Consider the following 21,515-nt stretch of genomic DNA (forward strand, 5'->3'; position numbering starts at 1 on the left):
GGTGTCGTCAACGAGTTGGTTACCAGGGGCATCGCGCTGATACTCTCTCGCGCGGTGCCCGAACGAAGGCCGACCCCCAAACGACGGAGAGTTCCCTTAGATTGACCGGTTCAAACCTGCCCGAATCGCCCTATCTGGCCATCCATCCAGAGCGGGTGCGCGAGAACTACCGCGCACTCCAGGCCGCGGTACCCGGAGCCCGAATACGCTTCGCGGTCAAGGCGAGTCCGGTCCCGGAAATCATCCGTCTGCTCGACCGTCACGGCGCGGAGTTCGATGTCGCCAGTGTCGGTGAGATCGAACTGTGCCTGCGCGAGGGCGTCGACCCGGCTCGCATGTGCTACGGGAACCCGATCAAGAAGGCCGCCCACATCGCGGCCGCCTACGCCGCGGGTGTGCGCCGCTACGCCTTCGACACCGAGGACGATCTGCTGCGCATCGTCGAGCACGCGCCGGGTTCGGAAGTCGAGTGCCGGTTCCTGTCCTCGGCGCCGCAGTCGACGACGCCCTTCGGCACCAAATTCGGCTGCTCCCCCACCGAGGCGCTGCGCCTGCTGGTGCGCGCCCGCGATCTCGGACTGATCGTCGGGGGGCCGTACTTCCACGTCGGCTCCCAGCAGACCGACCCGCGGGCCTGGCGCATCGGTATCGAACAGGCGGGCCGCATCGTGGCAACGCTGGCGGATAAAGACATTCCGGTGCGCTCGGTGAATATCGGTGGCGGCCTGCCCATTTCGTACGTCGAGTCGGCGCCCGCACTCGACGATATCGGCGCCGTCATCGCGGCCGCCACCGCCGAATTCCTGCCCGAGACCGCCGGACTCGTCATCGAGCCCGGCCGCGCGCTCGTAGGTTCGGCGGGCACCATTCACGCCGAGGTCATCGGCGTGCGCATCGCGCCGGACGGACGGCGCTGGGTGTATCTCGACATCGGCCGCTACAACGGCATGGCCGAGACCGAGAACGAGTACATCGCATACCGCTTCGTCACCGAACGTGACGGAGATCCCGTGGACGAGGCGGTGGTGGCCGGACCGACCTGCGATGGCGACGATGTACTGTATCAACGCACGAAGGTCCTTCTTCCGACCTCGTTGCGAGCCGGTGATCGCATCCAGATCCTCGATACCGGCGCCTATACCGCGAGCTATTCGTCGGTGTCCTTCAATGGTTTTCCGCCCTTGACCGTTCATGTCTCGGGCGCTGAGCGAGAGTGAGTTTGCCTATGACGGCGGAATTCACCGGCTGGCATGTGCTGGCCGAGTTCGGTGGTGTCGACGCAGATCTCTGCGACGATCTCGAACGACTCGAATCGGCGTTGCGCGAGTCTCTGATCGCGGCGGGCGTCACCATCTGCGATGTCGTACACAAGAAGTTCGATCCGCAGGGGGTGACCGTCCTCGCGCTGTTGTCGGAGTCCCACGCCTCGATTCACACTTATCCGGAGTCCGGCGACATCTTTGTCGACGTATTCACCTGCGGAAGTATCGGCGCCGGCGCGTCGAAGGCCGTCGAACTACTGCGAGACAAGTTGTCTCCCAGGGATGTTCGCATGCAGGTCATCCAGCGCGGGCACGGCTCGACGCGGATCGAGGAGCCGGTGGGCAATGGCCTGACCCGCGTCTGGGATCTGCACGAGATCATCGTCGACACCCATACTCCGTACCAGCACATGGTGATCGCGCGCACCGAACAGGGCATCAGCCTGTTCTCCGACGACGATCGCCAGTCCACGGAGTTCTCCCAGCTGACCTATCACGAGGCGATGATGGTCCCGGCCTTCGCGCTGGCCGCGAAGCTGGACAAGGTGCTGATCATCGGATCGGGTGAGGGTGTGGCCAGCCAGATGTCGGTCGCCGCGGGCGCGACGCTGGTGGATCACGTCGATATCGACCAGCGCGAGGTCGAGTTGTGCGCCGAGCACCTGCCCTACGGCTACACCAGCGACGAGCTGGCCGCCGCGGTGAAGGGTGCGGGCCCGGTCAAGGTGCACTATGCCGACGGCTGGGACTTCCTTGCCAACGCGGACGAGGCGGGCACCCGCTACGACGTCATAGTCATCGATCTGCCCGATGAGCGGGTCGAGGACGCGCAGCACAACCGGCTCTACGAGTCGGAGTTCCTGTCGCGATGTCGGGCGCTGCTCGCACCCGGCGGCGTGCTCAGCGCACAGGCCGGATGCGCGACGATGTGGCGCAACGAGACGCTGAAGCGGTCCTGGAAGCGCTTCCACGAGCAGTTCGGCACCGTGGTGCAGTACGGCAGCGACGAGCACGAGTGGACATTCCTGTTCGGGTTGAACGAGCGAATCGATGACCCGGTGCAGGCGATGACCGATCGGCTGGGCACGCTGCCCTACCGTGCCGAGACGATCGACGCGCGGGCGCTGGTGCGCGGCGCGATCGAACCGCACGCGCTGCGCGTCTAGCAGCACTCTCGAATCGCACCGGTTCCCAAGGGTTTTCCCTTCGAGCCGGTGCGATTCAGCGTTCGGCCGGGTGTCCACGCGCTCGATCGGACTCGGCGTTCCGGATTTGTCGGAGGGTGCCGCTACATTCGGTGCCGATGGCGCTCCAGGATATGACAATGACCGAGAATCTGCAGCGACCGCCCGCCGAACTGCGCTGGGCCGAGGATCTGGCGCGGCTGCGTGCGGGCGATACCGCACCGCGGCCGCCCGGGTGGGCGCTGTCCATCGACGCCGCCAAGCGGTTCATCGTCGGTGATCCGGCGCTCGGAATCGAGCGCAAGTTCGTCGGTGACGCCTCGCTCATCGATCGCGCGCTGGTCAGTTCGGCCACCACGCGCGGGCTGCTGTTGACCGGTGAGCCCGGTACCGCGAAATCGCTACTGTCCGAACTGCTCTCGGCCGCGATTTCGGGCGACTCGACACTCACCATTCAGGGCGGCGCGGCCACCACCGAGGACCAGATCCGCTACGGCTGGAACTACGCCCTGCTGGTCTCGGAGGGGCCGTCGCACCGTTCGATCGTGCCCGCGCCGATGCTGCGCGGCATGCGCGAGGGCAAGATCGTGCGGTTCGAGGAGTTGACACGGTGTCCACTGGAGGTGCAGGATTCGATCCTCTCGCTGCTGTCGGACCGGGTGCTCGCGGTGCCGGAGCTGAGCGAAATGGTCTACGCGGTGGACGGATTCAATGTCATCGCCACCGCCAATACCCGCGACCGCGGCGTCAACGATATGAGTGCCGCGCTCAAGCGCCGCTTCAACTTCGAAACCGTCTTCCCGATTCCCGATCTGCGCACCGAGTTGGCACTGGTCGAATCCGAGGCGACCGCACTGCTGGCCCGTTCGGGCGTGCCGCAGGCGCCACCACGCGACGTACTGGAGGTGCTGGTCACCACCTTCCGCGAACTGCGATCCGGTGCAACAGATGCCGGTGATTCCCTGGATCGGATGTCGGCGGTGATGAGTACCGCCGAGGCCGTATCGGTGGCGCACGCGGTCGGCCTGCGCGGCTGGTACCTGCGTGGCGAACCGGGCAATGCCGCCGATATCGTCGAGTGCCTCGCGGGTACGGCCGCCAAGGACAATCCGGATGATCTCGCGCGGTTGCGTCGCTATCTGGAACAGCAGGTGCCACGCAAATCCGGTCGGGTGTGGAAGGCGTTGCACGACGCCCGATTCCAGCTGCCGGGCTGATCGACCGTGCGGACCGGTCCTGTCACCTTTGTCGGCGTGCGCCACCACAGCCCCGCCTGCGCGCGCCTGGTTCGCGACACCATCCGCGCCTTGCGGCCCGCGCATGTCCTCATCGAGGGTCCCGCCGATATGAACGATCGCCTGGATGAACTTCTGCTCGGCCACGATCTGCCGATCGCGATCTTCACCAGCTACCGCGACTCCGGAACCCGCCACCTGTCGTGGGCGCCACTGTGTGACTACTCCCCCGAATGGGTTGCCCTCACCGAAGGCAGTGCCACCGGCGCGCAGGTCCGATTCATCGACCTACCCGCCTGGCATCCAGCCTTCGCGGACACCGAAAACCGGTACGCCGATGCCGAACGCCGCTACGATCGCGCCATCTCTCGCCTCTGCGCGGAGTTCGGCGTCGACAATATCGACACTCTCTGGGACCACCTCTTCGAAGTCGGCGACGACGCCACCCTGCCCATTCGACTGGACACCTACTTCGACCTCGTGCGCGGCGAGGACGTGGCCACGGACAGCGACAACGCTCGCGAGAAGTACATGGCACAGTGGGTTCGCACGGCACTGGCCGATGTCACCTGTCAGGCGCAGCGGCTGGGTACTGCTCCGGCTCCAATTGTCGTGGTCACCGGCGGGTTTCACCGCCCCGCGCTCATTCGGCGGATAGCGTCGCCCTGTGACGCGACCGGCGGATGCGCCACGACCTCCGAGCCCGCAGCCAAAGCCGAGATCGATTGGCCGGAGATTCCACGCTTCCCCGATGAAGGTATCGGCGGCAGTTATCTGGTGCCGTACGCCTTCCGCCGACTCGATGCGTTTACCGGATATCAGTCGGGAATGCCGTCACCCGCGTACTACCAAAGGCTGTGGCACGATGGCGCATCCATCGCGGCCGATGGGATCGCCGAGGCGGTAGTAGCCCGGTTGCGCGGTCGCGGACAAGCCGTGTCGACCGCCGATCTCATCGGTGCGCGCGCCCTCACTCTCGGGCTCAGCCGGTTGCGCGGGCATATCGCACCCGCGCGCACCGATGTCCTGGACGGGCTGGCGGGTGCGCTGATCACCGAGGCACTGGATCGGCCATTGCCGTGGACCGGGCGCGGGCAGTTGCGGCCCGGCACCGATCCCGTTGTGGTGGAGATGGTGGCGGCGCTCGCTGGTGACACCGTAGGCCACCTACATGAGCTGACCCCGCATCCGCCATTGGTCGCCGACGCCGAGCGGGAACTCGCCCGCTGTGGCATTCCGGAATCCGGTCGATTCGTCGGCGATCTCGCCACCACCGCCGGACTCGATGCGAGCCGCGTCCTGCATCGACTGCGGGTGCTCGAGATTCCGGGATTCGAGCGCACCAGCGGTCCGGCTGCCGGTCGGAAACCGGAACTCACCGAAACGTGGCAGATTTCGCGCGCAGAATTTCGACTTCCCGCACTGATCGAAGCGGGTGCGCTCGGTGCCACCTGCGCCGAGGCCGCAGCCGCCCGGCTCGGCGACCGTTTCGCCGACAGCGGCCCCGACCCGGCCGCCTTGGCGGCGATCCTGTTCGACGCCACGCTGTGCGGATTGTCCGAACTGACCCACGATATCGTCGCGTCCGTTCGGACCCTCGTCGGATCCAGTAGCGCCCCAACGGCTCTCGGTACATTGCTCGCCGTCGCTCTCGGATTGTGGCGGCACGACCGGATTTTCGGCACCACCGGCTCGACCACCCTCGGGGTGCTCATGGACGCCGTCGTCATCCGCCTGCTCTGGCTGGTGGAGGGAATTCGCGGCGGGCCCGCGCCCGCCGACGACGGCCTGTTGCATGCGCTCATCGCTGTCCGCGATGCCGCGCTGCACGCCGCATCCACCGTGAGTGTCGAACGAGTCGACCTCATCGGTGTCTTCCGTCGGTGCGCCGCCGCCGATCGTCCCCCGGCGCTGCGCGGCGCCGCGGTCGGCATGGTCGCGGCGCTCGATCCCACGCACGCCACAGACCTGGTCCGAGCGGTCCGCCTGGCCGCAGCGCCCACCGTGCTCGGCGACTTCCTCGCCGGCCTCTTCGCGCTCGCCCGCGAGCAGGTCATCGTGGACCCCGCCGCTGCCCAAGGCAACCTGTCATCCTCGCTCATCGCGGTGCTCGACGACCTCATCACCCGCTTCACCCCGCCCGACTTCCTCGCCGCTCTGCCCGCGCTCCGCCTCGCCTTCGCCTGGTTCCCGCCCCGCGAACGCGCGGCCATCGCCACGCGTCTACTCGAACTCCGCGGCATGACGGGCTCCGCGGCCGCTCTACTACGCCTCCCTGCCGACCCCACCCTGCTCGCCCGTGCACAAGCAGTCGAACTTCGGGTAGACGAACTGCTCGCCGAATACGGACTGATCGCCGGTTCTGGCAACATCGTGCCGCTTGCCAGCTCGGCCGGTGCATCGTCGTCAGGCGAGATCGCAAGCGGCGCAGCTTCTCCCACGGAGTTGCCCGACCCGACCCTGCGAGCGCGAGCAGCGCTGTCCGGCGATCGCCGCCTCGGCTCCGAGCAGCGAGTCGATGGCGATCGTCTCGCGCGGGGATCAACATCGGGAACAACGTTGTCCGGATCCGGTGGCAGTGTGGTGAGACCCGGTGCACATACGGCCGCCATCGATCCGGTACTCGAACGATGGCGGCTCATCCTCGGGTCCGCCGGAGCGACCGCAGGTGCCTTGAGCGAGCAGGCCGCAGAACAGGATGCGGCGCTCGACTGGTTGTACGAGCGCGATACGGATATGGATCGGCGCGATGTACGACGGACCGGACGCAGTGGCCCGTCGCTGGTCGGTGCGGTGGACTGGCTCGACGGTATCCATCGGTTGTTCCCGAAGACGACGATCGAGCGGCTCGAACGAGATGCGGTGCAGCGCTTCGGGTTACACGAGGTGATCACCGATCCGGGTGTGCTGGAACGGCTCGAACCGAATGCCGATTTGCTCGGTGCGGTATTGCGGACCAAGCACCTGATGAACCCCGGGGTGCTGCGGATGGCGCGGCGCATCGTGGAGCGGGTGGTGCGCGAGCTCATGGAGAAATTGGCGACCGAGATCCGTACCGGTTTCACCGGTACGCGCTCGCGTCACCCGAGCCGCCTGCCGCGCGCCGCCGACTTCGACTTCCCGAAGACGGTGCGCACCAACCTCGCGCACTATCGACCGCAGGAGCGCAAGCTCTATATCGAAACCGCGCATTTCCGGGCTCGTACCCGGCGGCATATGGATACCTGGCAGGTCATACTGCTGGTCGATCAATCCGGCTCCATGGCCAGTTCGGTGATCCACTCCGCCGTCACCGCGGCGTGTCTGTGGGGTCTGCCCGGCATCAGAACCCATCTGATCGCCTTCGATACCGCGGTCGTCGATCTCACCGCCGACGTCGACGATCCGGTCGAGCTGCTGATGCGCGTACAACTGGGCGGCGGCACCGATATCGCCCGCGCTGTCGCCTATGCCGCACAACTCGTCGAACATCCGCGCCGCACCATCATCGCTGTCATCAGCGACTTCTACGAGGGTGGTGACCCGGCATGGTTGATCCGCACCGCAGCCGCCCTGATCGCCGAGGGCACCGTCGTACTCGGCCTGGCCGCCCTCGACGAGCAAGCCGATCCGGCCTTCGACCGCGAGATGGGCCAACGGCTCGCTGATGTAGGCGTACACGTGGGCGCGATGACACCCGGTGAACTCGCCACCTTCATCGCCGAGACGATCGGATAGCCGATGCGCACCGATCTACTCGCCCTCACCGACGACTCCCTCATCGCCCTCGCCAACCGCGGCATAGTCAAACGCGCCGTCAAGGAAAACGCCGCCACCCCACCACAACTCACCGAGACACCGGACTCCACCATCGAGGCCCGCTTCCCCGATGGCACCCACACCACGCTGCCTCCGGGCGTCACCATCGAAGCCGCCCCCTGTTCCTGCGGCGCACCCACCCTCTGCCGTCACCGGGTAATGACCGTTCTGGCCTATCGCGACGCCAAGACCACGATGCCCCCTCGCTGCGACACAGCCGCCGCTGAATCTACCGCTGCGGATTCGACCGCCCCGCCGCCACGGGCTACCAACGCCGCCGAACAGTCCCGAGCTCGATCAGCCGAGCCGGTGACGAGCGCCGCCACCACGATCGGTCCGGGATCCGGCAATCCGAGCACCGCCAACCGAGGTCACGCATCCACCGCCGACGGACGCGATACCCGAACCACACTTTCCCGCGAGCCGGAAACGACCTCCGATGGTGTCGCCGGAGATCAACCAGCGCGGAACTCCGATCCTGGCCCAGCAGGACGGCATCCGCATATTGCCGACACGGAATCAGCCGAGTCGGTGACTGCCGACAGACCGACCGGCGGTCCGCATCCGGATACCGGCTCGATGGAAGGTCATACTTCGCACGCCGGCTGGACGCCCGGTGAATTCACTGACGACCAGCTGAACGAACTGCTGGGCAAGCGGGCGTTCATGGCGGCTGGTCGTGCTCGGCGGGCGGGATATCGGGCTACCGTGCGGCGGGCGTCGGCACAGGATCCGGTGCCTTCGGTCGAGCTCGCCGCGGTGACGGTGCGGTTCCTCGTTCCCGGCGATCTCGGGTATGCGCGGGCCGATGCCGCGCGCGGTGCCCGCCTGGACGCTATCGCTTTGGCGGTGTGGGCATTTCGGGTGGCCGACGCAACAGATCCGGCCGCCGAATCGGTCACGGTGACGGTAGGTGATGCGGCGGACGGCGCTGCCGCGGTATCGGCCGTGCAGCTGGTTGTGGCGCCGCTGGCCGACTTGCTCACCGACGGCGTGGCCCATGCCGGGTCCCAGCTCCCCGCTATTTTCGCCAACGCGCGTCGCGACCTCGACCGCGCGGGTGCGCGGTGGCCACATGACGTGCTCGACGATCTGCTCGACCAACTCACCGCCTATCGGGATCGCAGTGCACGGCACGACCCGACCCGGACGGCGGCGCTCATCGCGGAACTCGTTGCACGACAACGTGCCTGCTCGCGCAACTGGGTTGCGGTGCTCGGAACCGAGGAACCGGCCGAAACCCCGCTGCGCCATCTGCGACTGACCGGTCTCGGTGCATGGGTCGGCGGCGATGCCGAAACACGCGGCGTCGAGCTGTATCTCGCGCATGCGGAGGCACGGATTGTGCTGACACTGCACCATTCGATCACCGTCCCCGCCGATGCCGAGCCCCCCGATGCCGCCGCCCTCGGCGCACGCCGCTGCGGTCCGGCCCGTATCGCCGATCTCGCGGCGGGCAATGTGGTCACCGAGAGCGCCATCCGTTCCGCGAATCGTGCTGTGCGCCTTGCCAACAGCCGCGTCGCACGCACCTCGGTCATGCCCTCGGCGGGTGCGTGGGAGACGCTGCCGCCCGAGCTCCTGATCGGCGATCTCGATGCGGAATCGGCGCGCATCGCCGCTCTCCCGCCCGCACCCATCCGTCCCCGCGTCCACGGCGAATCGGTGCGCGCCCTCATCGTCGAAACCGTCGAGGCAATACGCTACCTCCCCGGCGAACAACGCCTGGTCGCCCAACTACGCTGCCCCGTCGGCACCGCCACCGCGATCTTCACCCATACCAGCGCGACGCCGGGCGCTATCGACGCCCTCACCGAATCCCTTTCCGGCGCACTGGGGCCGGTCCGCTATGTCGCTGGGATTCTCGAACGCCACGCCGGTCATCTCACCATCACCCCGACCGCCGTCGTCGCGGGCCGACGCGTCATCGTTCCGAGCTTCGCGCCCACCGGAATCCTTGCACCGCCCGACGGCTCAGCAGCGATCGACGACCCGCTCGCCGCAACCGTCACCACCGCGCTCGCCATCACCGCCGAGGTAGCCCACCGCGGCATCCGCCATCTTCCACCGAGCTGGTTCGATCGCGCCACCGATGCTGCGGGCAGCCTCCGCCGCCACGGTTTCGCCACCGCCGCCACCACGCTCGACATCCTCCGCACCACCCTCGCCACACCCATCTCAGCCGATACCGCCCTCGATCTCTGGGCCGACACCCACCTCCGCCTCCTCGTCACCGCCGAACAGCTCTGAACCGCCGATGTCGACCGGCCGCGGATTCGCACCCGCGCAGAACCCGGCAAGAACGCTCCCCCGACACGGAGCGGACCCGACCGAGGGTGCGAGCGCCCACGCTGAGGCTCCCGTCAGCCCGAGCTCCCGCTGCTGGCGTCCGAAGGAGCCGCTGCGCCCAACCCGGCCGCCTTCATGCGCCCAGACTTACCCGAGTCCTTGGCAAACCACCAGCAACGAGCACTCAGGTCGGCGGCACGACCTACGACTGTTTGCGCCAGTCCTCGACGTTCATCCCGCCGATACCCCAATCGGTCAGCTCGACCTCGTCGATCACGACGAAGGTGGTCGCCGGGTCCTTCCCGAGGACATCACGGAGCAGGCCGGTTACGCCCTTGATCAGTTGGGTCTTCTGATCTCGCGTGACACCCTCGTTGGCGACCTTGATATTGACGTAAGGCATTATGCGGCCCTTCCCGAGATGAACCCGCCGTCGACGGGGAAGATGTGGCCGGTGGTGAAGGCGGCGTCCGCGAGATACAGGACCGCTGCGGTGGTTTCGCTCACTTCACCGATTCGGTTGAGCAAAGCCAGTCGGCCCGAGGCGCTTTCGTCGCCGTCACCGAACAGTGGTGTGCGAATGATGCCGGGTGCGACGGCATTGACCCGGATGCCGTCCGCGGCGAGTTCCGCGGCAAGGCTCGTGGTCAACGCGTGGACGCCGCCCTTGCTGACCAGTGCGGCCGATGCGGGCAGCCCCGCGAGCGCGTGGTTGATCAGCACCGTCCCGATATTCACAATGCTGCCACCGCTTTTCTGCGCTCGCAGCTGACGCACGACGGCCTGTGTGGTGAAGTAGGTCCCTTTCAGGTTGCCGTTCAGGTAACTGTCCAGATCCGCCTCGGTGACATCGACGAACGGCTTGACCCCGAAGATCCCGGCATTGTTCACCAGCACATCGACGCGACCGAAACGTTCCACCGCAAGGCGCACGAGCTCGGAACCCGTTGTGGGCGTGCCGATATCACCGGCGAATACCGCCAACCTCGATGGCTCGCCCAACGAGTCCGCCACCGCCACGAGCTTGTCCGCATCCCGGCCGTTGAGCACGACATTGTCACCACGCTCCACGAAGGCCCGAGCGATATCGCGCCCGATCCCACTGGAGGATCCGGTGACGATGACCGTCTTGACCATATTTTTCTCTCTTTCTCGTGATACTTACCCGATACGACCGGTCGTCTTGGAATAGATATAAGGCCACCAAAGTGGCAATACCTACAGGTCAGGGTCGAAAGTAGTCATCCAGCAGTCGACGCAAACACTTGTGCAGCGGTTCGAGCGAGCGCTGGATCTTCATCCTGATCACCGCGCCCTCCCACGATTCCAACAGCAGATCGGCCAATTCCGTGGCGTCGATATCGTCGCGAATCGTCGCGAGCTCCTGCGCCTGCCGCAATGCCGCCGCCACCCCGTCGCGCCAGGAATTCCAGGCCCCCGCCAAGGATTCCCGTAGCACCTCACTGCCCTCGAGTTCCCCGCCGAGGTTCGCGATCAGGCATCCGCCGGTGAACTCCGCCCGCACGAAATCATCCATGAGCCGCCCGAAGAACTCCCGCAACCCGGCGACCGGATCCGGCGAAGTCCCGAGCGCCTCGGCCAAATTCCGCTGCACACACAGCGAATGATGGTCGATGATGGCCTGCCCGAAACTCTCTTTGCTGTCGAAGTAGTTGTAGAACGAACCCTTCGGCACGCCGACCGCATCCAGGATCTGCTTGATACCGGTCCCGTGATAGCCGTTCGTCAGGAACCCGGCAGCGCCCTGCTCCACCAGAAGCTGCCGAGTGTCATCACTGCGTCGGGGTCGCGCCACAGAGTTAATATATGACCGGTCGTCTTGGAATAGCGAATCCGACCTTGATTCACAGCAGCCGACGCCACTCGGCGCACCGCGCCACGAACGCACTCAGATGCTCGGCAGCGAAGTGCTCGGCATACCAATCATCCTGCGCGACAACGGAAGTCCACACATACGTCCACGCCGACATGGCCGAACCGAGGCGAACCCGCCGCAACTCGTATTCGTGATCCTCGAACGCATCCAGCACCGCCCACTCCCGCGCGTCGAGCCCGGACAACACCGCACCCCGGGCAACCCCGCCCACGGCGGGCACCAGCCCGGGATAAACCCGCCCCGGCAGTGCCGCCACCCGCCACCCGGTCAGCTCCGCCGCCACCAATTCCGGACACCTCCCGACCAATTCGACCAGCACCTCCGGAAACTGCAATGTTCCGTAGACGAACAGCTGATCGCCGTTCGCGATCGAGCGACCGAGCCGCTGTCCCGGCTCGGTCGACACATCGGCACCCGAGTCATCCACCATGAACCCTTTCCAACTGCCTATCAGCGGAGATTACGCCCGACGATCCGATAGACCCGCGTCGGAACTGGGGGTGGCTACTCACCCGACAGCGCCGAGGTGGCCGGACGCTCCGACCGAGCCAGAGGATTACCGCACCCGAACAGCGTCCTCACACGAACGCATCGGCGTTGCGTACGCACCATTCGGCGAACGTCCGCGGACTTCTGCCGAGCAGCTCACGCACCGTGTCGGTACGGAACCCCACCGTATCGGCGCGCATCAACTCGAACCCCTCAACGATCGCCGCCGCCAACGCCGGTGGCGCACCACCGGGATAGCGGGATTCCAAAGCCTCCTGCGGTGTGGCCGCCTCGTGCACCTCGACGGCGCGACCGATCGTGCGGGCGATGGTCGTGACTTGTTCTGCGACAGTGAAGGTTTCCGTGCCGGTGAGGGTGTATGTCATGCCGTGGTGGCCGTCGCCGGTGAGGACCTCGACCGCCACCGCGGCGATATCGGCGGGGTCGATCGGGGCGTAACGACCGGGCCCGGTGGGATCGAGGACCGCGCCGCCGGAGCGGATCGTCTGCGCCCACGCCAGCGCATTCGTCATGAATCCACCGGGCCGCAGCACGGTCACCGGTATGCCGGATCCGGCGACGATCCGCTCGCGCTCGAGATGCCAACGCCCCATGGCCGGTACCGGATCGCCCATCGCATTGAACGACGACAACTGCACGATATGCCGCACTCCGGCCGCTCGCGCCGCGTTCACCGCATCGACGGTGTGCTCCAGGCCGATGCCGGGCACCAGCAGGAACAGCGCGTCGGCACCGTCGAATGCGGGCACGAAGGTTGCCGGATCGTCCAGATCGCCGACGATCAACTCACCCCCGCCCGGATCCGCGACACGGGCCGGATCGCGCACGAGAACACGGAATTCCGCCCCTCTTGCAGTGAGTTCGCCGACGAGTTCACGACCGATATTTCCGGTGCCACCGGTGACCACTATCATCAGATCTCCACATCATTAGCCGTCTAACGAATTAGAACGTTAGACGGCTAATGATCTATCCGTCAACAGCCAAGGAGATCGACAGATGCCCGAATTCCTCGACCTACACGGCCGCAGCTCGAAGGTGCTACGCGCACTCGCGGACCGCGAAATGCGTACGCATGGATTGCATCTGGGCCAGAATTACGTCCTGGCCCTGCTATGGGAGCAGGACGGGCGCACCCCGGGCGAGGTTGCCGCCGCGCTGAACGTCACCACCCCGACGGTGGTCAAAATGGCCACCCGGATGACCGCCGCGGAACTGCTCGAGCGCCGTCGCGACGACCACGACAACCGCTTGGTCCGCCTCTGGCTCACCGATAAGGGCCGCGCCCTCCAACAGCCGATCGAGGCACAGCGACAAGCCTTGGAGGACAAGGTGACCGCCGCCCTCACCCCCACCGAACGGCGTCATCTCATGAGCGCCCTGCGCAAAATCCACGGCACCGCAACCGAACTCCTCGGCGACGTCGCATCCTGATCCGCAGACTCACATCGCTGCGGGCCGCTGGGACCGAATGATCTCCGCCAGCCGTTCGTAATCATCCGCGCGCGCCGTCGATGCGCGAAACGCCAGACCGAGCGTGCGACCCGGAGCGGGAGCGGCGAAATGCGCGGTTTCCAATGTGCCGCGCGCGGTTTCGGCAGCGACCGCCATCTCCGGAATCAACGTCACCCCGAGACCGCCCGCGACACACTGGACCACGGTTGCCAGCGACGCGGCACGCGTATCGCCGACCGCACCCGGATGGGCATCGGCGGAGCGGCAGAACTCCAGGGTCTGATCACGCAGGCAGTGCCCCTCGTCGAGCAGCAGCAGCGGCAGCGCGTCCAGGGTGGCGGGTGCGATATCGGTGCGACCGGCCAGCTCGTGTCCGCGCGGCGTCACCAGGACGAATTCCTCGGTGTACAACGGGATCTCGACGAGGCCGGGCGCTTCGGTCGGCAGCGCGAGCAGCGCCACATCCAGGACGCCGGTGCGCAGTCCCTCCAGCAGCCGGGCGGTTCGGTCCTCGATCACCTGAGGATTCAAAGCAGGCAATACCCTGCGCAATTCGGGCAGCAGATCCGGCAGCACATATGGGGCAACCGTCGGAATGATGCCGATCCGCAGGGTGCCGCCCAGACTGTCACCGGTCGCCGAGGCGACGAATCGATCGGCCGCCTCGAGGGTCGCCGTCGCCTGCGGCAGCAGCCGCGTACCCGCGGCGGTGACGAGCACCCGCCGGGTGCTGCGCTCGATCAGCTGCAGCCCGAGCCCGTGTTCCAATGCGGCCAGTGCCTGCGATAACGTGGGCTGGCTCACACTCAGCCGCGCGGCCGCGGTGCCGAAGTGGCGGTACTCCGCGACCGCTACGAACGCACGCAGCTGCGACAGGGTCGGCTGATAAGTCTGATCAGTCACGCCTATCAGTGTAGTGCGACTGATCACGTTTACCTTTCACCGACCTTTGGGCAAGATCACCAGTGAGCTTTTCGATCCACTCGCTCTAGCAAACCGACTGACGAGGAGACAAGCATGGCTTTGCTGACCATCGGCGACCAGTTCCCGGCATACAACCTCACCGCGGTGATCGGCGGTGACCTGTCGAAGGTCGACGCTCAGCAGCCTGACGACTACTTCACCCGCATCACCTCCGACGACCACGCCGGCAAGTGGCGCATCGTCTTCTTCTGGCCCAAGGACTTCACCTTCGTGTGCCCGACCGAGATCGCCGCCTTCGGCAAGCTCAACGAGGAGTTCGAGGACCGCGACGCGCAGGTGCTCGGCGCCTCGGTCGACAACGAGTTCGTGCACTTCCAGTGGCGCGCCCAGCACGAGGATCTCAAGACCCTCCCGTTCCCGATGCTGAGCGACCTCAAGCGTGAATTGGCCTCCGCCACCGGCGTTCTCAACGCCGACGGCGTCGCCGACCGCGCCACCTTCATCATCGACCCGAACAACGAGATCCAGTTCGTCTCGGTGACCGCGGGTTCGGTCGGCCGCAATGTCGACGAGGTGCTGCGCGTGCTGGACGCACTGCAGTCCGACGAGCTGTGCGCCTGCAACTGGAAGAAGGGCGATCCGACCATCAACGCGGGCGAACTGCTCGCCGCGAGCGTCTGAGCATTACCCGAACCACCTGAAAACCCCCGAACGAGAAGAGGATTCGCCGAATGAGCATTGAGACCCTGAAGAACTCCCTTCCCGAGTACGCAAAGGACCTCAAGCTCAATCTGTCGTCCATCGCACGCACCACCGTGCTGAACGAACAGCAGCTGTGGGGCACGCTGCTCGCGTCGGCGGCCGCGACCCGGTCGGCGACGACGCTGCGGGAAATCGCCGAGGAAGCCGCGGACAATCTGTCCGCGGAGGCCTACAACGCCGCACTCGGCGCCGCCTCGATCATGGGCATGAACAATGTGTTCTACCGGGGCAAAGCGTTTCTGGAGGGCCGCTACGACGATCTGCGTGCCGGTCTGCGGATGAACATCATCGGCAACCCGGGCGTCGACAAGGCCGATTTCGAGCTGTGGTCGTTCGCGGTCTCCTCGATCAACGGCTGTGCGCACTGCCTGGAGGCGCACGAGAAGACCCTGCGCGAGGCGGGTGTCTCGCGTGAGGTGATCTTCGAATCGCTGCGCGCCGCCGCGATCGTCGCCGGTGTCGGCCAGGCCGTGCAATCCACGGAGACGCTGGCCACCGCCGCGGTCTGATATCTCGCCGGAAATACGCAACGGCCCCGTCCGAATGGACGGGGCCGTTGCCGTTCCGCGACGACCGGCACGTGTCGGAGCGGCTCGCTAGCCTGTCCGCGATACGCACCTCGTGAACAAGGGAGCAGGGCCGATGGCTGTCCACACGCCGCCGACCGATGAGGACATCTGGGTGGTACCCGGTGCCTGGTGGTCGAAAACCGATCCGTTCCGCGGCCGATGGCCCGCACGCAAGATTGCCGTGAATACGGCTGCGGCACAGACCATCTCCGACAAGTTGGCGCAGTCCGCGGATCGGATCCGCGCCATCCTGAGCCATTCCGGCTCGCACCAGGTACTCGCCGAGCGCGGTGCGCGATACCTGGAAGATCGGCGGGCAGACCCGCTCGGTGCGGCCGTGTGCGCCGCGATCGGCATGGACGCGATGCTTTGGGATGCCCGTGCCCTCGGCCGCTACTACGACGACCACACAGATCTCGCCGACTATCTGGTCGCGACCCACGGTCTCGGCGGTGCCGTGGCGACCGTGGCCGCGCTCAGCGGCATTCACGCGCAAGCATCGAATACCTGGGGCGGGCAATCGAATCGTATTCTGGTGTCGAGTCCCTGCGACCCGCCCGCCACCCTGGTCCGGCGACTGCGCACCCTGCTGGCCGCCGCCGGGGCGATGGACTACGCCGACGCGCTCGACCAGGCACGGCAGCTGCGTCGCGGGCCGCTCGCGATCCGGTTGCTCACCTCATACCTGTTCCCCACCGAACAGGACTGGGTCGCAACCGATCTCGCCGATCCGAAACTCACCGACAGCTTCGGATCGATATTCCTGCTCGCCTCGGTGACCGATTCGGCGCACGCGCACCGCATCCTCGATCTGCTCGGCTGGCACTGGCATCTGCTGCGCGACAACAAGTCGCTGATCTACAGTGTCGCAGCACATCTCGGCCCCGACGCCACTTCGGTCCTTACTCGGCTGTGGGAGGCGGGTCAGGGCAACAGCTCCGCTCCGGGACCGGAGACTCTGTCGCGCATGCTCGCCCGCCTCCCCACTGACGCAGCGATGGACTTCCTGGCCAGGCATTCGTGGCGCAATGTGACCGCCGCGGCGCTGCTCGCCTCGACCGAACGGTTTCCGTCTCGTGCCATGCGTGTGCTCGGTGCGCGGACCACCCCGCAGGAGAACGCCGCCGACTTCTGCCAGCACGTCCGCCGCCATCCCGAACTCGCCGTCGCCATGCGCGACGAACTGCCCGAATCCGCACAGCAGTTGATCACCGAGAGTCTGCCCGAAGAGCGGACGGTCGATGCGACTCCCGCCCAACTCGTTCCCGCGATCCTGAGCACACCGCCATGGCAACGACCGCGTCGCAGGCCTGCTGCCGCCGTCGCGCTCGAAGTTCCTGCAGGCGTCGCCATTTCGTGGCGCGATGGCGAACGGGAGAAATGGCTCGACAGCGTCGGCACGCTGTCCGAGGACGAGATAGGCGAGCGGCTGGAGCGCATTCCGCCGGGCAATGACTCCGTCAACGACTGGACACTGCACGCACTCGCCCAGGTCGACTTCGCGATCGCGGAACCGTACCTTCGCACCAGCACCGTGGGCTGGGGACTCTGGTCCGCCACTCCCCTGCTCGCACTCACGGCAAAACACGGCGCCGCTACGCACGATCTGGTCGTCGATACCGTCACGAAGCGACCGCGCGACCACGCCGCGGCGATCGCCCCTTTCGAGAGTCCGGCCGTCGCCGAACTGGTCGTGGACTGGCTGCGTATGCGCTCGCGCCGCCGCATCGCGCTGGACTGGTTGCGCCGCCATCCCGCCTACGCCGCGACCGCGTTCATTCCGGGAGCGATCGGCAAGGCACGCAAGGCGAGACGCACGCATGCCGCGGCTCTGCGCACCCTAGTAACACTCGGTCACACCGATGCCATTATTGATGCGGCCGCTGCATATGACGCCACCGCGGCGGTGCGCGAATTGCTCGATACCGATCCCGCCGAGATCGTGCCCGCCCGGATTCCCCCTCTCCCGCAATGGTTGTCGATTTCGGAGCTGCCCGCGATCGGGCTAAGCGGCCACGCGCTGCCGCCCGAGGCGGTCGCCAATCTCGTGACGTTCATGATGCTGTCGGAACCCGGTGCGCCACATGCCGCGCTGGCACGGGTCCGCGAAGACTGCGACGCGGCGAGTCTGGCCGCCGCGGCCGGTGCGATCCACGGCCAGTGGACAAGGGCGGGTGCGCCGTCGAAGGACAGCTGGGTCTGGGAAGTGCTGGCTGCCTTCGGAAATGACGAGACGGTCGAGGAGTTGCTGCCGAATATCCTCTGGAGCGGAGCCAAGGACAATGCGCTCGACACCCTCGCCGCCATCGGCACCGACCACGCGTTGTCGGCGCTGGTCACCTTGAACGAGAAGGGCCGAAGCTCGGCGGTCCGGGATGCGGCGCAGATCCGGGTCACCGATGTCGCGGACGAATTGGGTTTGAGCGAAGATCAACTCGCCGACCGCTTGGTTCCCGATCTCGGCCTGCGTCCCGACGGTACCGCGCTGCTGGACTTCGGGCCGCGTCAATTCGTGCTCGGCTTCGATGAACAGCTGCGCCCCATCATTTCCGGCATCGACGGCACCCGCTACAAGGCACTGCCCAAGGCCGGAGTTCGCGACGACGAGTACTCGGCCGCCGACGCGACCGCGACCTATCGCTCGATCCGCAAGTCGGTCAAGAAGTTCGCCGCCGATCAGATCCGGCGGCTCGAACGCGCCATGGTCACCGAACGCCGCTTCACCCTGGACGAACTGCGCACCCTGTTCATCGCACATCCGGTGCGCATCAACGTGACTCGCCGCCTGATCTGGGCGACCTATCGCGACGGCCAAGTGCTCGATTCGTTCCGCATCGCCGAGGACAACACCTTCGCCGACGCCGAGGACGTCACATTCGAAGTCGCCGAAGGTGCCGTCATCGGTATCGCCCATCCCCTCCACCTGGGCGCCGAGCCGACCGCCGCCTGGGCCGATGTGCTCGCCGATTACGAACTCCTGCAACCCTTTCCACAGATCGGCCGGGAGGTGCACCATCCGGATCCGGAACTGCTCGCCAGTTCCTCGGTGCCGATTCCGGCGAATGCCACTGTTCCCCTCGGCCGTATCCACGGCCTGACCAACCGCGGCTGGAATCCACCCGAGCGCGGCGACGGCGGTCGCATCGATACCTTCGACAAGCGGCTCCCCGAAGACCGGGTTTTCAGTATCGGTATCGATCCGGGCATGGAGCCGTTCGAACCGGTCGCTCCCGTGCACGAGCTCAGGTACGCCGCGCTCGCGGGCCGCAATGGCCCTACCTTCGCCGACCTCGGCCCGGTGACCGTGTCGGAAATCCTGCGTGACCTCGCCTGGCTCTGCGGCCCGCGTTGACAGCACTTCCTGGACCTTTTGGGGGCCGGTAGGCTCGCGAACATGGGCACACAGGGTGAACCAGAGGCCATCGGTACGCGGGTCGAGGTCGTGCGCGTTTTCACGGACCCGACCGGTCGAGGCGGCAACGAGCTCGGCATCGCTCGCGCCGCCGATGTCGCCGAGGTCGACCACCAGGCGCTGGCGGCGAAGGCGGGGTACAGCGAGACCGTCGTTGTCGAGGATCCCGTCGACGAGGTCGCCAAGGTGCGGATCTACACCCCCGCGGTGGAGCTGCCCTTCGCCGGGCATCCGTCGGTGGGCACCGCGTGGTGGTTCGCCGAGCAGGGGCGGCCAGTGCGGATTCTGCAGGTGTCGGCGGGTCCCGTCGCCGTCGAACTCTCCGACGGCATGGTCTGGATCAAGGCGCGCGGCGAATGGGCCCCGGACTTCACCTTTCACCAGCTCGACGACCTCGACGAGCTGGCGAATCTGCGCCCCGACGATTTCGACAGCGGCTCGCACTACCTCTGGACCTGGACCGACGAGCACCGCGGTGCCCTGCGCTCGCGCATGTTCGCCCCCGCCATGGGCGTACCCGAGGACGAAGCCACCGGAGCCGCCGCCGTCGCCCTCACCGCTTTGCTACGCCGCGGCCTGATCATCACCCAGGGCAAGGGCTCGCAGATCTTCACCGAATGGGACTCCGACGGTTGGGTCCGACTCGGCGGCCGCGTAGTCGCCGACTCGGTCGTCAACCTGTAGACCGCGAGTATCCGACGACCTATTCCGGCGGCCGCGAATGGCCGTCGGAATCGGAGACGAGTTCGGCGAGGCGGCGCAGCAGCGCGACGAGCTGGACCCGTTCGCTGGGCATGAACGCCTCGTAGGCTCGCAGCTGGCGCTCGCGCAGCCGGGTCCGGAGCAAAGCGAGCCGCTCGGCGCCGTCGTCGGTCAGGCTCACCAGTACTCGCCGCTCGTCTTCTGGAGATCGGCGGCGCACGACGACACCCTTCGCCTCCAGTTGCTGCAACATACGGGTGGCGGTGGGCACGCTGACGTCCGCGTTGCTCGCCAGCCGTCCCACCGGGATGTCCGCCTCCCCGGCCAGCGGTTCCAGGAGTGCGACCTGGGCAAGCGAGAGTCCACCGATCTGCTCGGCACCCGCCGAACGGGCCCGCCGCATGGCCACGAACAGTGCGTCGGCCGCCTGCGCGATCTCCTCCCCGGTTACGTCAGCATCCGTCGCGATCTGCTGGACATTGCCGGTGTTTGCCACGCCTGCTATCCTAGCATCACAATAATTAGCAAGCTAAACATTAGTGAGCGAGCGAAAAATGGCCTCTCCATCCCGGATCGACGTCCACCAGCACCTCATCCCGCCTGCCTACCGGGAAGCAATGGACCGCCATGGAGAGACGGCCGGGGGTTGGCCCACACCCGCCTGGGACGCCGAGAGTGCGATCGCGATGATGGACCGCCGGTCGATCACGACCGGCATCCTCTCGATCAGCTCACCGGGCACCCACTTCGGCGACGACGCGGAGGCCCGCGCGATCAGCCGCGACGTCGACGAGTACAGCGCGGAGCTGGCCGAGGACCGGCCCGACCGCTTCGGCTTCTTCGCGAGTCTCCCGCTACCGGACATCGAGGGCGCGATCGCCGAAACCTCCTACGCGCTGGACGAACTGCACGCCGACGGTGTGGTACTGCTATCCAACTACTACGGCCGCTACCTCGGCCACAAGGAGTTCGAGCCGCTCTGGGCCGAGCTCGACGCTCGCGCCGCGGTGGTCTTCATCCACCCCACCGCCCCGCCGATGCCGATGCTGGAGGGCATGCCGAGTCCCCTGCTGGACTTCCCTTTCGACACCACCCGCACCGCCGTACATATGACGCTCAACGGCGTGATGAGCCGGTACACACGGATGAGGGTGATCCTCTCGCACGCGGGCGGCTTCCTGCCTTACGCGGCCTGGCGGTTCACCGGAGGCGCCCAGTTCAATCCCGGCACAACGTCCATGGGCATTCTGACGGATCTGCAGCGCTTCTACTTCGACACCGCACTGTCCACCACGCCATCCGCCCTCCCCTCCCTGCTGGCCTTCGCCGCGCCCGGACACATCTGCTATGGCAGCGACTTTCCCTTCGCCCCGGAGGGAAGCGGCGATCTCCTCGACTCTCTGCTGGAGAGCTACGAGGGCTTCGAACCCGGCCAGCTCGACGCGATCAATCGCGGTAGCGCCGAGGCCCTGTTCCCCCGTCTCGCAGCCGCCTGATCGGACAGCGACGCGGGCGG

The 21,515-nt window shown here is 66.6% G+C and carries 18 protein-coding genes; 11 read left to right on the forward strand and 7 right to left on the reverse strand.

The features are described 5' to 3' along the window. The first annotated feature begins 116 nt into the window (after nt 1–116). From NP3_RS05255 to NP3_RS05275, 5 genes are all read left to right on the forward strand, one after another. On the forward strand, nt 117–1,217 hold the full coding sequence (locus NP3_RS05255) for a type III PLP-dependent enzyme (protein ID WP_063038374.1): 1,101 nt from the start codon (nt 117–119) through the stop codon (nt 1,215–1,217). 8 nt (nt 1,218–1,225) lie between these two features. Then, a complete protein-coding gene (gene speD, locus NP3_RS05260; RefSeq protein WP_063038332.1) occupies nt 1,226–2,428 on the forward strand; it encodes an adenosylmethionine decarboxylase in 1,203 nt (400 codons plus the stop codon). 158 nt (nt 2,429–2,586) lie between these two features. Beyond that, nucleotides 2,587–3,663, forward strand: a complete 1,077-nt coding sequence (locus tag NP3_RS05265) for an ATP-binding protein (RefSeq protein ID WP_218024811.1) — start codon at nt 2,587–2,589, stop codon at nt 3,661–3,663. Nucleotides 3,664–3,669: 6 nt separating this feature from the next. Beyond that, entirely contained in the window at nt 3,670–7,398 is a 3,729-nt protein-coding gene (locus NP3_RS50270) for a DUF5682 family protein (RefSeq protein ID WP_063824690.1), read from the forward strand. A 3-nt stretch (nt 7,399–7,401) separates the two neighbouring features. Continuing rightward, a complete protein-coding gene (locus tag NP3_RS05275; protein ID WP_063038334.1) occupies nt 7,402–9,729 on the forward strand; it encodes a YehQ family protein in 2,328 nt (775 codons plus the stop codon). Between the two features lie 241 nt (nt 9,730–9,970). On the opposite strand, the gene NP3_RS05280 is transcribed toward NP3_RS05275, so the two are convergent. The 5 genes from NP3_RS05280 to NP3_RS05300 all read right to left on the reverse strand — a co-directional run bounded on the left by NP3_RS05280 (nt 9,971) and on the right by NP3_RS05300 (nt 13,089). Next, nucleotides 9,971–10,171: a tautomerase family protein gene (locus tag NP3_RS05280; RefSeq protein WP_063038336.1), complete on the reverse strand. Its 201-nt coding sequence runs from the start codon at nt 10,169–10,171 to the stop codon at nt 9,971–9,973. Beyond that, nucleotides 10,171–10,905, reverse strand: coding sequence for an SDR family NAD(P)-dependent oxidoreductase (locus tag NP3_RS05285; RefSeq protein ID WP_063038338.1), 735 nt, complete (start codon nt 10,903–10,905; stop codon nt 10,171–10,173). Before NP3_RS05285 ends, NP3_RS05280 begins: the two co-directional genes overlap by 1 nt. An 88-nt stretch (nt 10,906–10,993) precedes the next feature. After that, on the reverse strand, nt 10,994–11,584 hold the full coding sequence (locus NP3_RS05290) for a TetR family transcriptional regulator C-terminal domain-containing protein (RefSeq protein ID WP_063824691.1): 591 nt from the start codon (nt 11,582–11,584) through the stop codon (nt 10,994–10,996). Between the two features lie 49 nt (nt 11,585–11,633). Continuing rightward, the gene (locus NP3_RS05295; protein ID WP_084508198.1) at nt 11,634–12,095 is read right to left on the reverse strand and encodes a gamma-glutamylcyclotransferase family protein; all 462 of its coding nucleotides are present in this window, start codon (nt 12,093–12,095) and stop codon (nt 11,634–11,636) included. A 148-nt stretch (nt 12,096–12,243) separates the two neighbouring features. Then, nucleotides 12,244–13,089, reverse strand: coding sequence for an NAD(P)H-binding protein (locus NP3_RS05300; RefSeq protein ID WP_063038339.1), 846 nt, complete (start codon nt 13,087–13,089; stop codon nt 12,244–12,246). Between the two features lie 85 nt (nt 13,090–13,174). On the opposite strand from NP3_RS05300, the gene NP3_RS05305 reads away from it, so the two are divergent. Then, nucleotides 13,175–13,609 (forward strand): MarR family winged helix-turn-helix transcriptional regulator, encoded by a 435-nt coding sequence (locus tag NP3_RS05305; protein WP_063038341.1) that lies wholly within the window; start codon nt 13,175–13,177, stop codon nt 13,607–13,609. Nucleotides 13,610–13,618: 9 nt separating this feature from the next. Here the strand turns inward: NP3_RS05305 and NP3_RS05310 are convergent, their stop codons facing one another. Beyond that, complete coding sequence (locus tag NP3_RS05310) at nt 13,619–14,533, reverse strand: hydrogen peroxide-inducible genes activator (RefSeq protein ID WP_063038343.1); 915 nt, start codon at nt 14,531–14,533, stop codon at nt 13,619–13,621. Nucleotides 14,534–14,647: 114 nt separating this feature from the next. Here NP3_RS05310 and NP3_RS05315 point away from each other — a divergent pair, with 114 nt between their 5' ends. From NP3_RS05315 to NP3_RS05330, 4 genes are all read left to right on the forward strand, one after another. After that, on the forward strand, nt 14,648–15,235 hold the full coding sequence (locus NP3_RS05315; protein WP_040692624.1) for a peroxiredoxin: 588 nt from the start codon (nt 14,648–14,650) through the stop codon (nt 15,233–15,235). Between the two features lie 50 nt (nt 15,236–15,285). Further along, nucleotides 15,286–15,825 (forward strand): alkylhydroperoxidase, AhpD family, encoded by a 540-nt coding sequence (gene ahpD / locus NP3_RS05320; RefSeq protein ID WP_040692625.1) that lies wholly within the window; start codon nt 15,286–15,288, stop codon nt 15,823–15,825. 133 nt (nt 15,826–15,958) lie between these two features. Continuing rightward, on the forward strand, nt 15,959–19,237 hold the full coding sequence (locus NP3_RS05325) for a DUF4132 domain-containing protein (protein WP_063038345.1): 3,279 nt from the start codon (nt 15,959–15,961) through the stop codon (nt 19,235–19,237). 42 nt (nt 19,238–19,279) lie between these two features. After that, the gene (locus tag NP3_RS05330) at nt 19,280–19,981 is read left to right on the forward strand and encodes a PhzF family phenazine biosynthesis protein (RefSeq protein ID WP_063038347.1); all 702 of its coding nucleotides are present in this window, start codon (nt 19,280–19,282) and stop codon (nt 19,979–19,981) included. Nucleotides 19,982–20,000: 19 nt separating this feature from the next. On the opposite strand, the gene NP3_RS05335 is transcribed toward NP3_RS05330, so the two are convergent. Beyond that, nucleotides 20,001–20,495, reverse strand: a complete 495-nt coding sequence (locus NP3_RS05335; protein ID WP_063038349.1) for a MarR family winged helix-turn-helix transcriptional regulator — start codon at nt 20,493–20,495, stop codon at nt 20,001–20,003. A 58-nt stretch (nt 20,496–20,553) separates the two neighbouring features. On the opposite strand from NP3_RS05335, the gene NP3_RS05340 reads away from it, so the two are divergent. Further along, nucleotides 20,554–21,495, forward strand: a complete 942-nt coding sequence (locus NP3_RS05340) for an amidohydrolase family protein (protein ID WP_063038351.1) — start codon at nt 20,554–20,556, stop codon at nt 21,493–21,495. The last annotated feature ends 20 nt before the right edge of the window (nt 21,496–21,515 follow it).

This window comes from Nocardia pseudovaccinii NBRC 100343, from assembly GCF_001613225.1.
In the GTDB taxonomy this organism is placed as follows: Bacteria; Actinomycetota; Actinomycetes; order Mycobacteriales; family Mycobacteriaceae; genus Nocardia; species Nocardia pseudovaccinii.

Bases quoted from the DNA above. Each gene is read 5' to 3' on its own strand.
- speD (WP_063038332.1), top strand. From the start codon at position 1,226: ATGACGGCGGAATTCACCGGCTGGCATGTGCTGGCCGAGTTCGGTGGT.
- NP3_RS05265 (WP_218024811.1), top strand. From the start codon at position 2,587: ATGACCGAGAATCTGCAGCGACCGCCCGCCGAACTGCGCTGGGCCGAG.
- NP3_RS05275 (WP_063038334.1), top strand. From the start codon at position 7,402: ATGCGCACCGATCTACTCGCCCTCACCGACGACTCCCTCATCGCCCTC.
- NP3_RS05280 (WP_063038336.1), bottom strand. From the start codon at position 10,171: ATGCCTTACGTCAATATCAAGGTCGCCAACGAGGGTGTCACGCGAGAT.
- NP3_RS05285 (WP_063038338.1), bottom strand. From the start codon at position 10,905: ATGGTCAAGACGGTCATCGTCACCGGATCCTCCAGTGGGATCGGGCGC.
- NP3_RS05295 (WP_084508198.1), bottom strand. From the start codon at position 12,095: ATGGTGGATGACTCGGGTGCCGATGTGTCGACCGAGCCGGGACAGCGG.
- NP3_RS05300 (WP_063038339.1), bottom strand. From the start codon at position 13,089: ATGATAGTGGTCACCGGTGGCACCGGAAATATCGGTCGTGAACTCGTC.
- NP3_RS05305 (WP_063038341.1), top strand. From the start codon at position 13,175: ATGCCCGAATTCCTCGACCTACACGGCCGCAGCTCGAAGGTGCTACGC.
- NP3_RS05315 (WP_040692624.1), top strand. From the start codon at position 14,648: ATGGCTTTGCTGACCATCGGCGACCAGTTCCCGGCATACAACCTCACC.
- ahpD (WP_040692625.1), top strand. From the start codon at position 15,286: ATGAGCATTGAGACCCTGAAGAACTCCCTTCCCGAGTACGCAAAGGAC.
- NP3_RS05325 (WP_063038345.1), top strand. From the start codon at position 15,959: ATGGCTGTCCACACGCCGCCGACCGATGAGGACATCTGGGTGGTACCC.
- NP3_RS05330 (WP_063038347.1), top strand. From the start codon at position 19,280: ATGGGCACACAGGGTGAACCAGAGGCCATCGGTACGCGGGTCGAGGTC.
- NP3_RS05340 (WP_063038351.1), top strand. From the start codon at position 20,554: ATGGCCTCTCCATCCCGGATCGACGTCCACCAGCACCTCATCCCGCCT.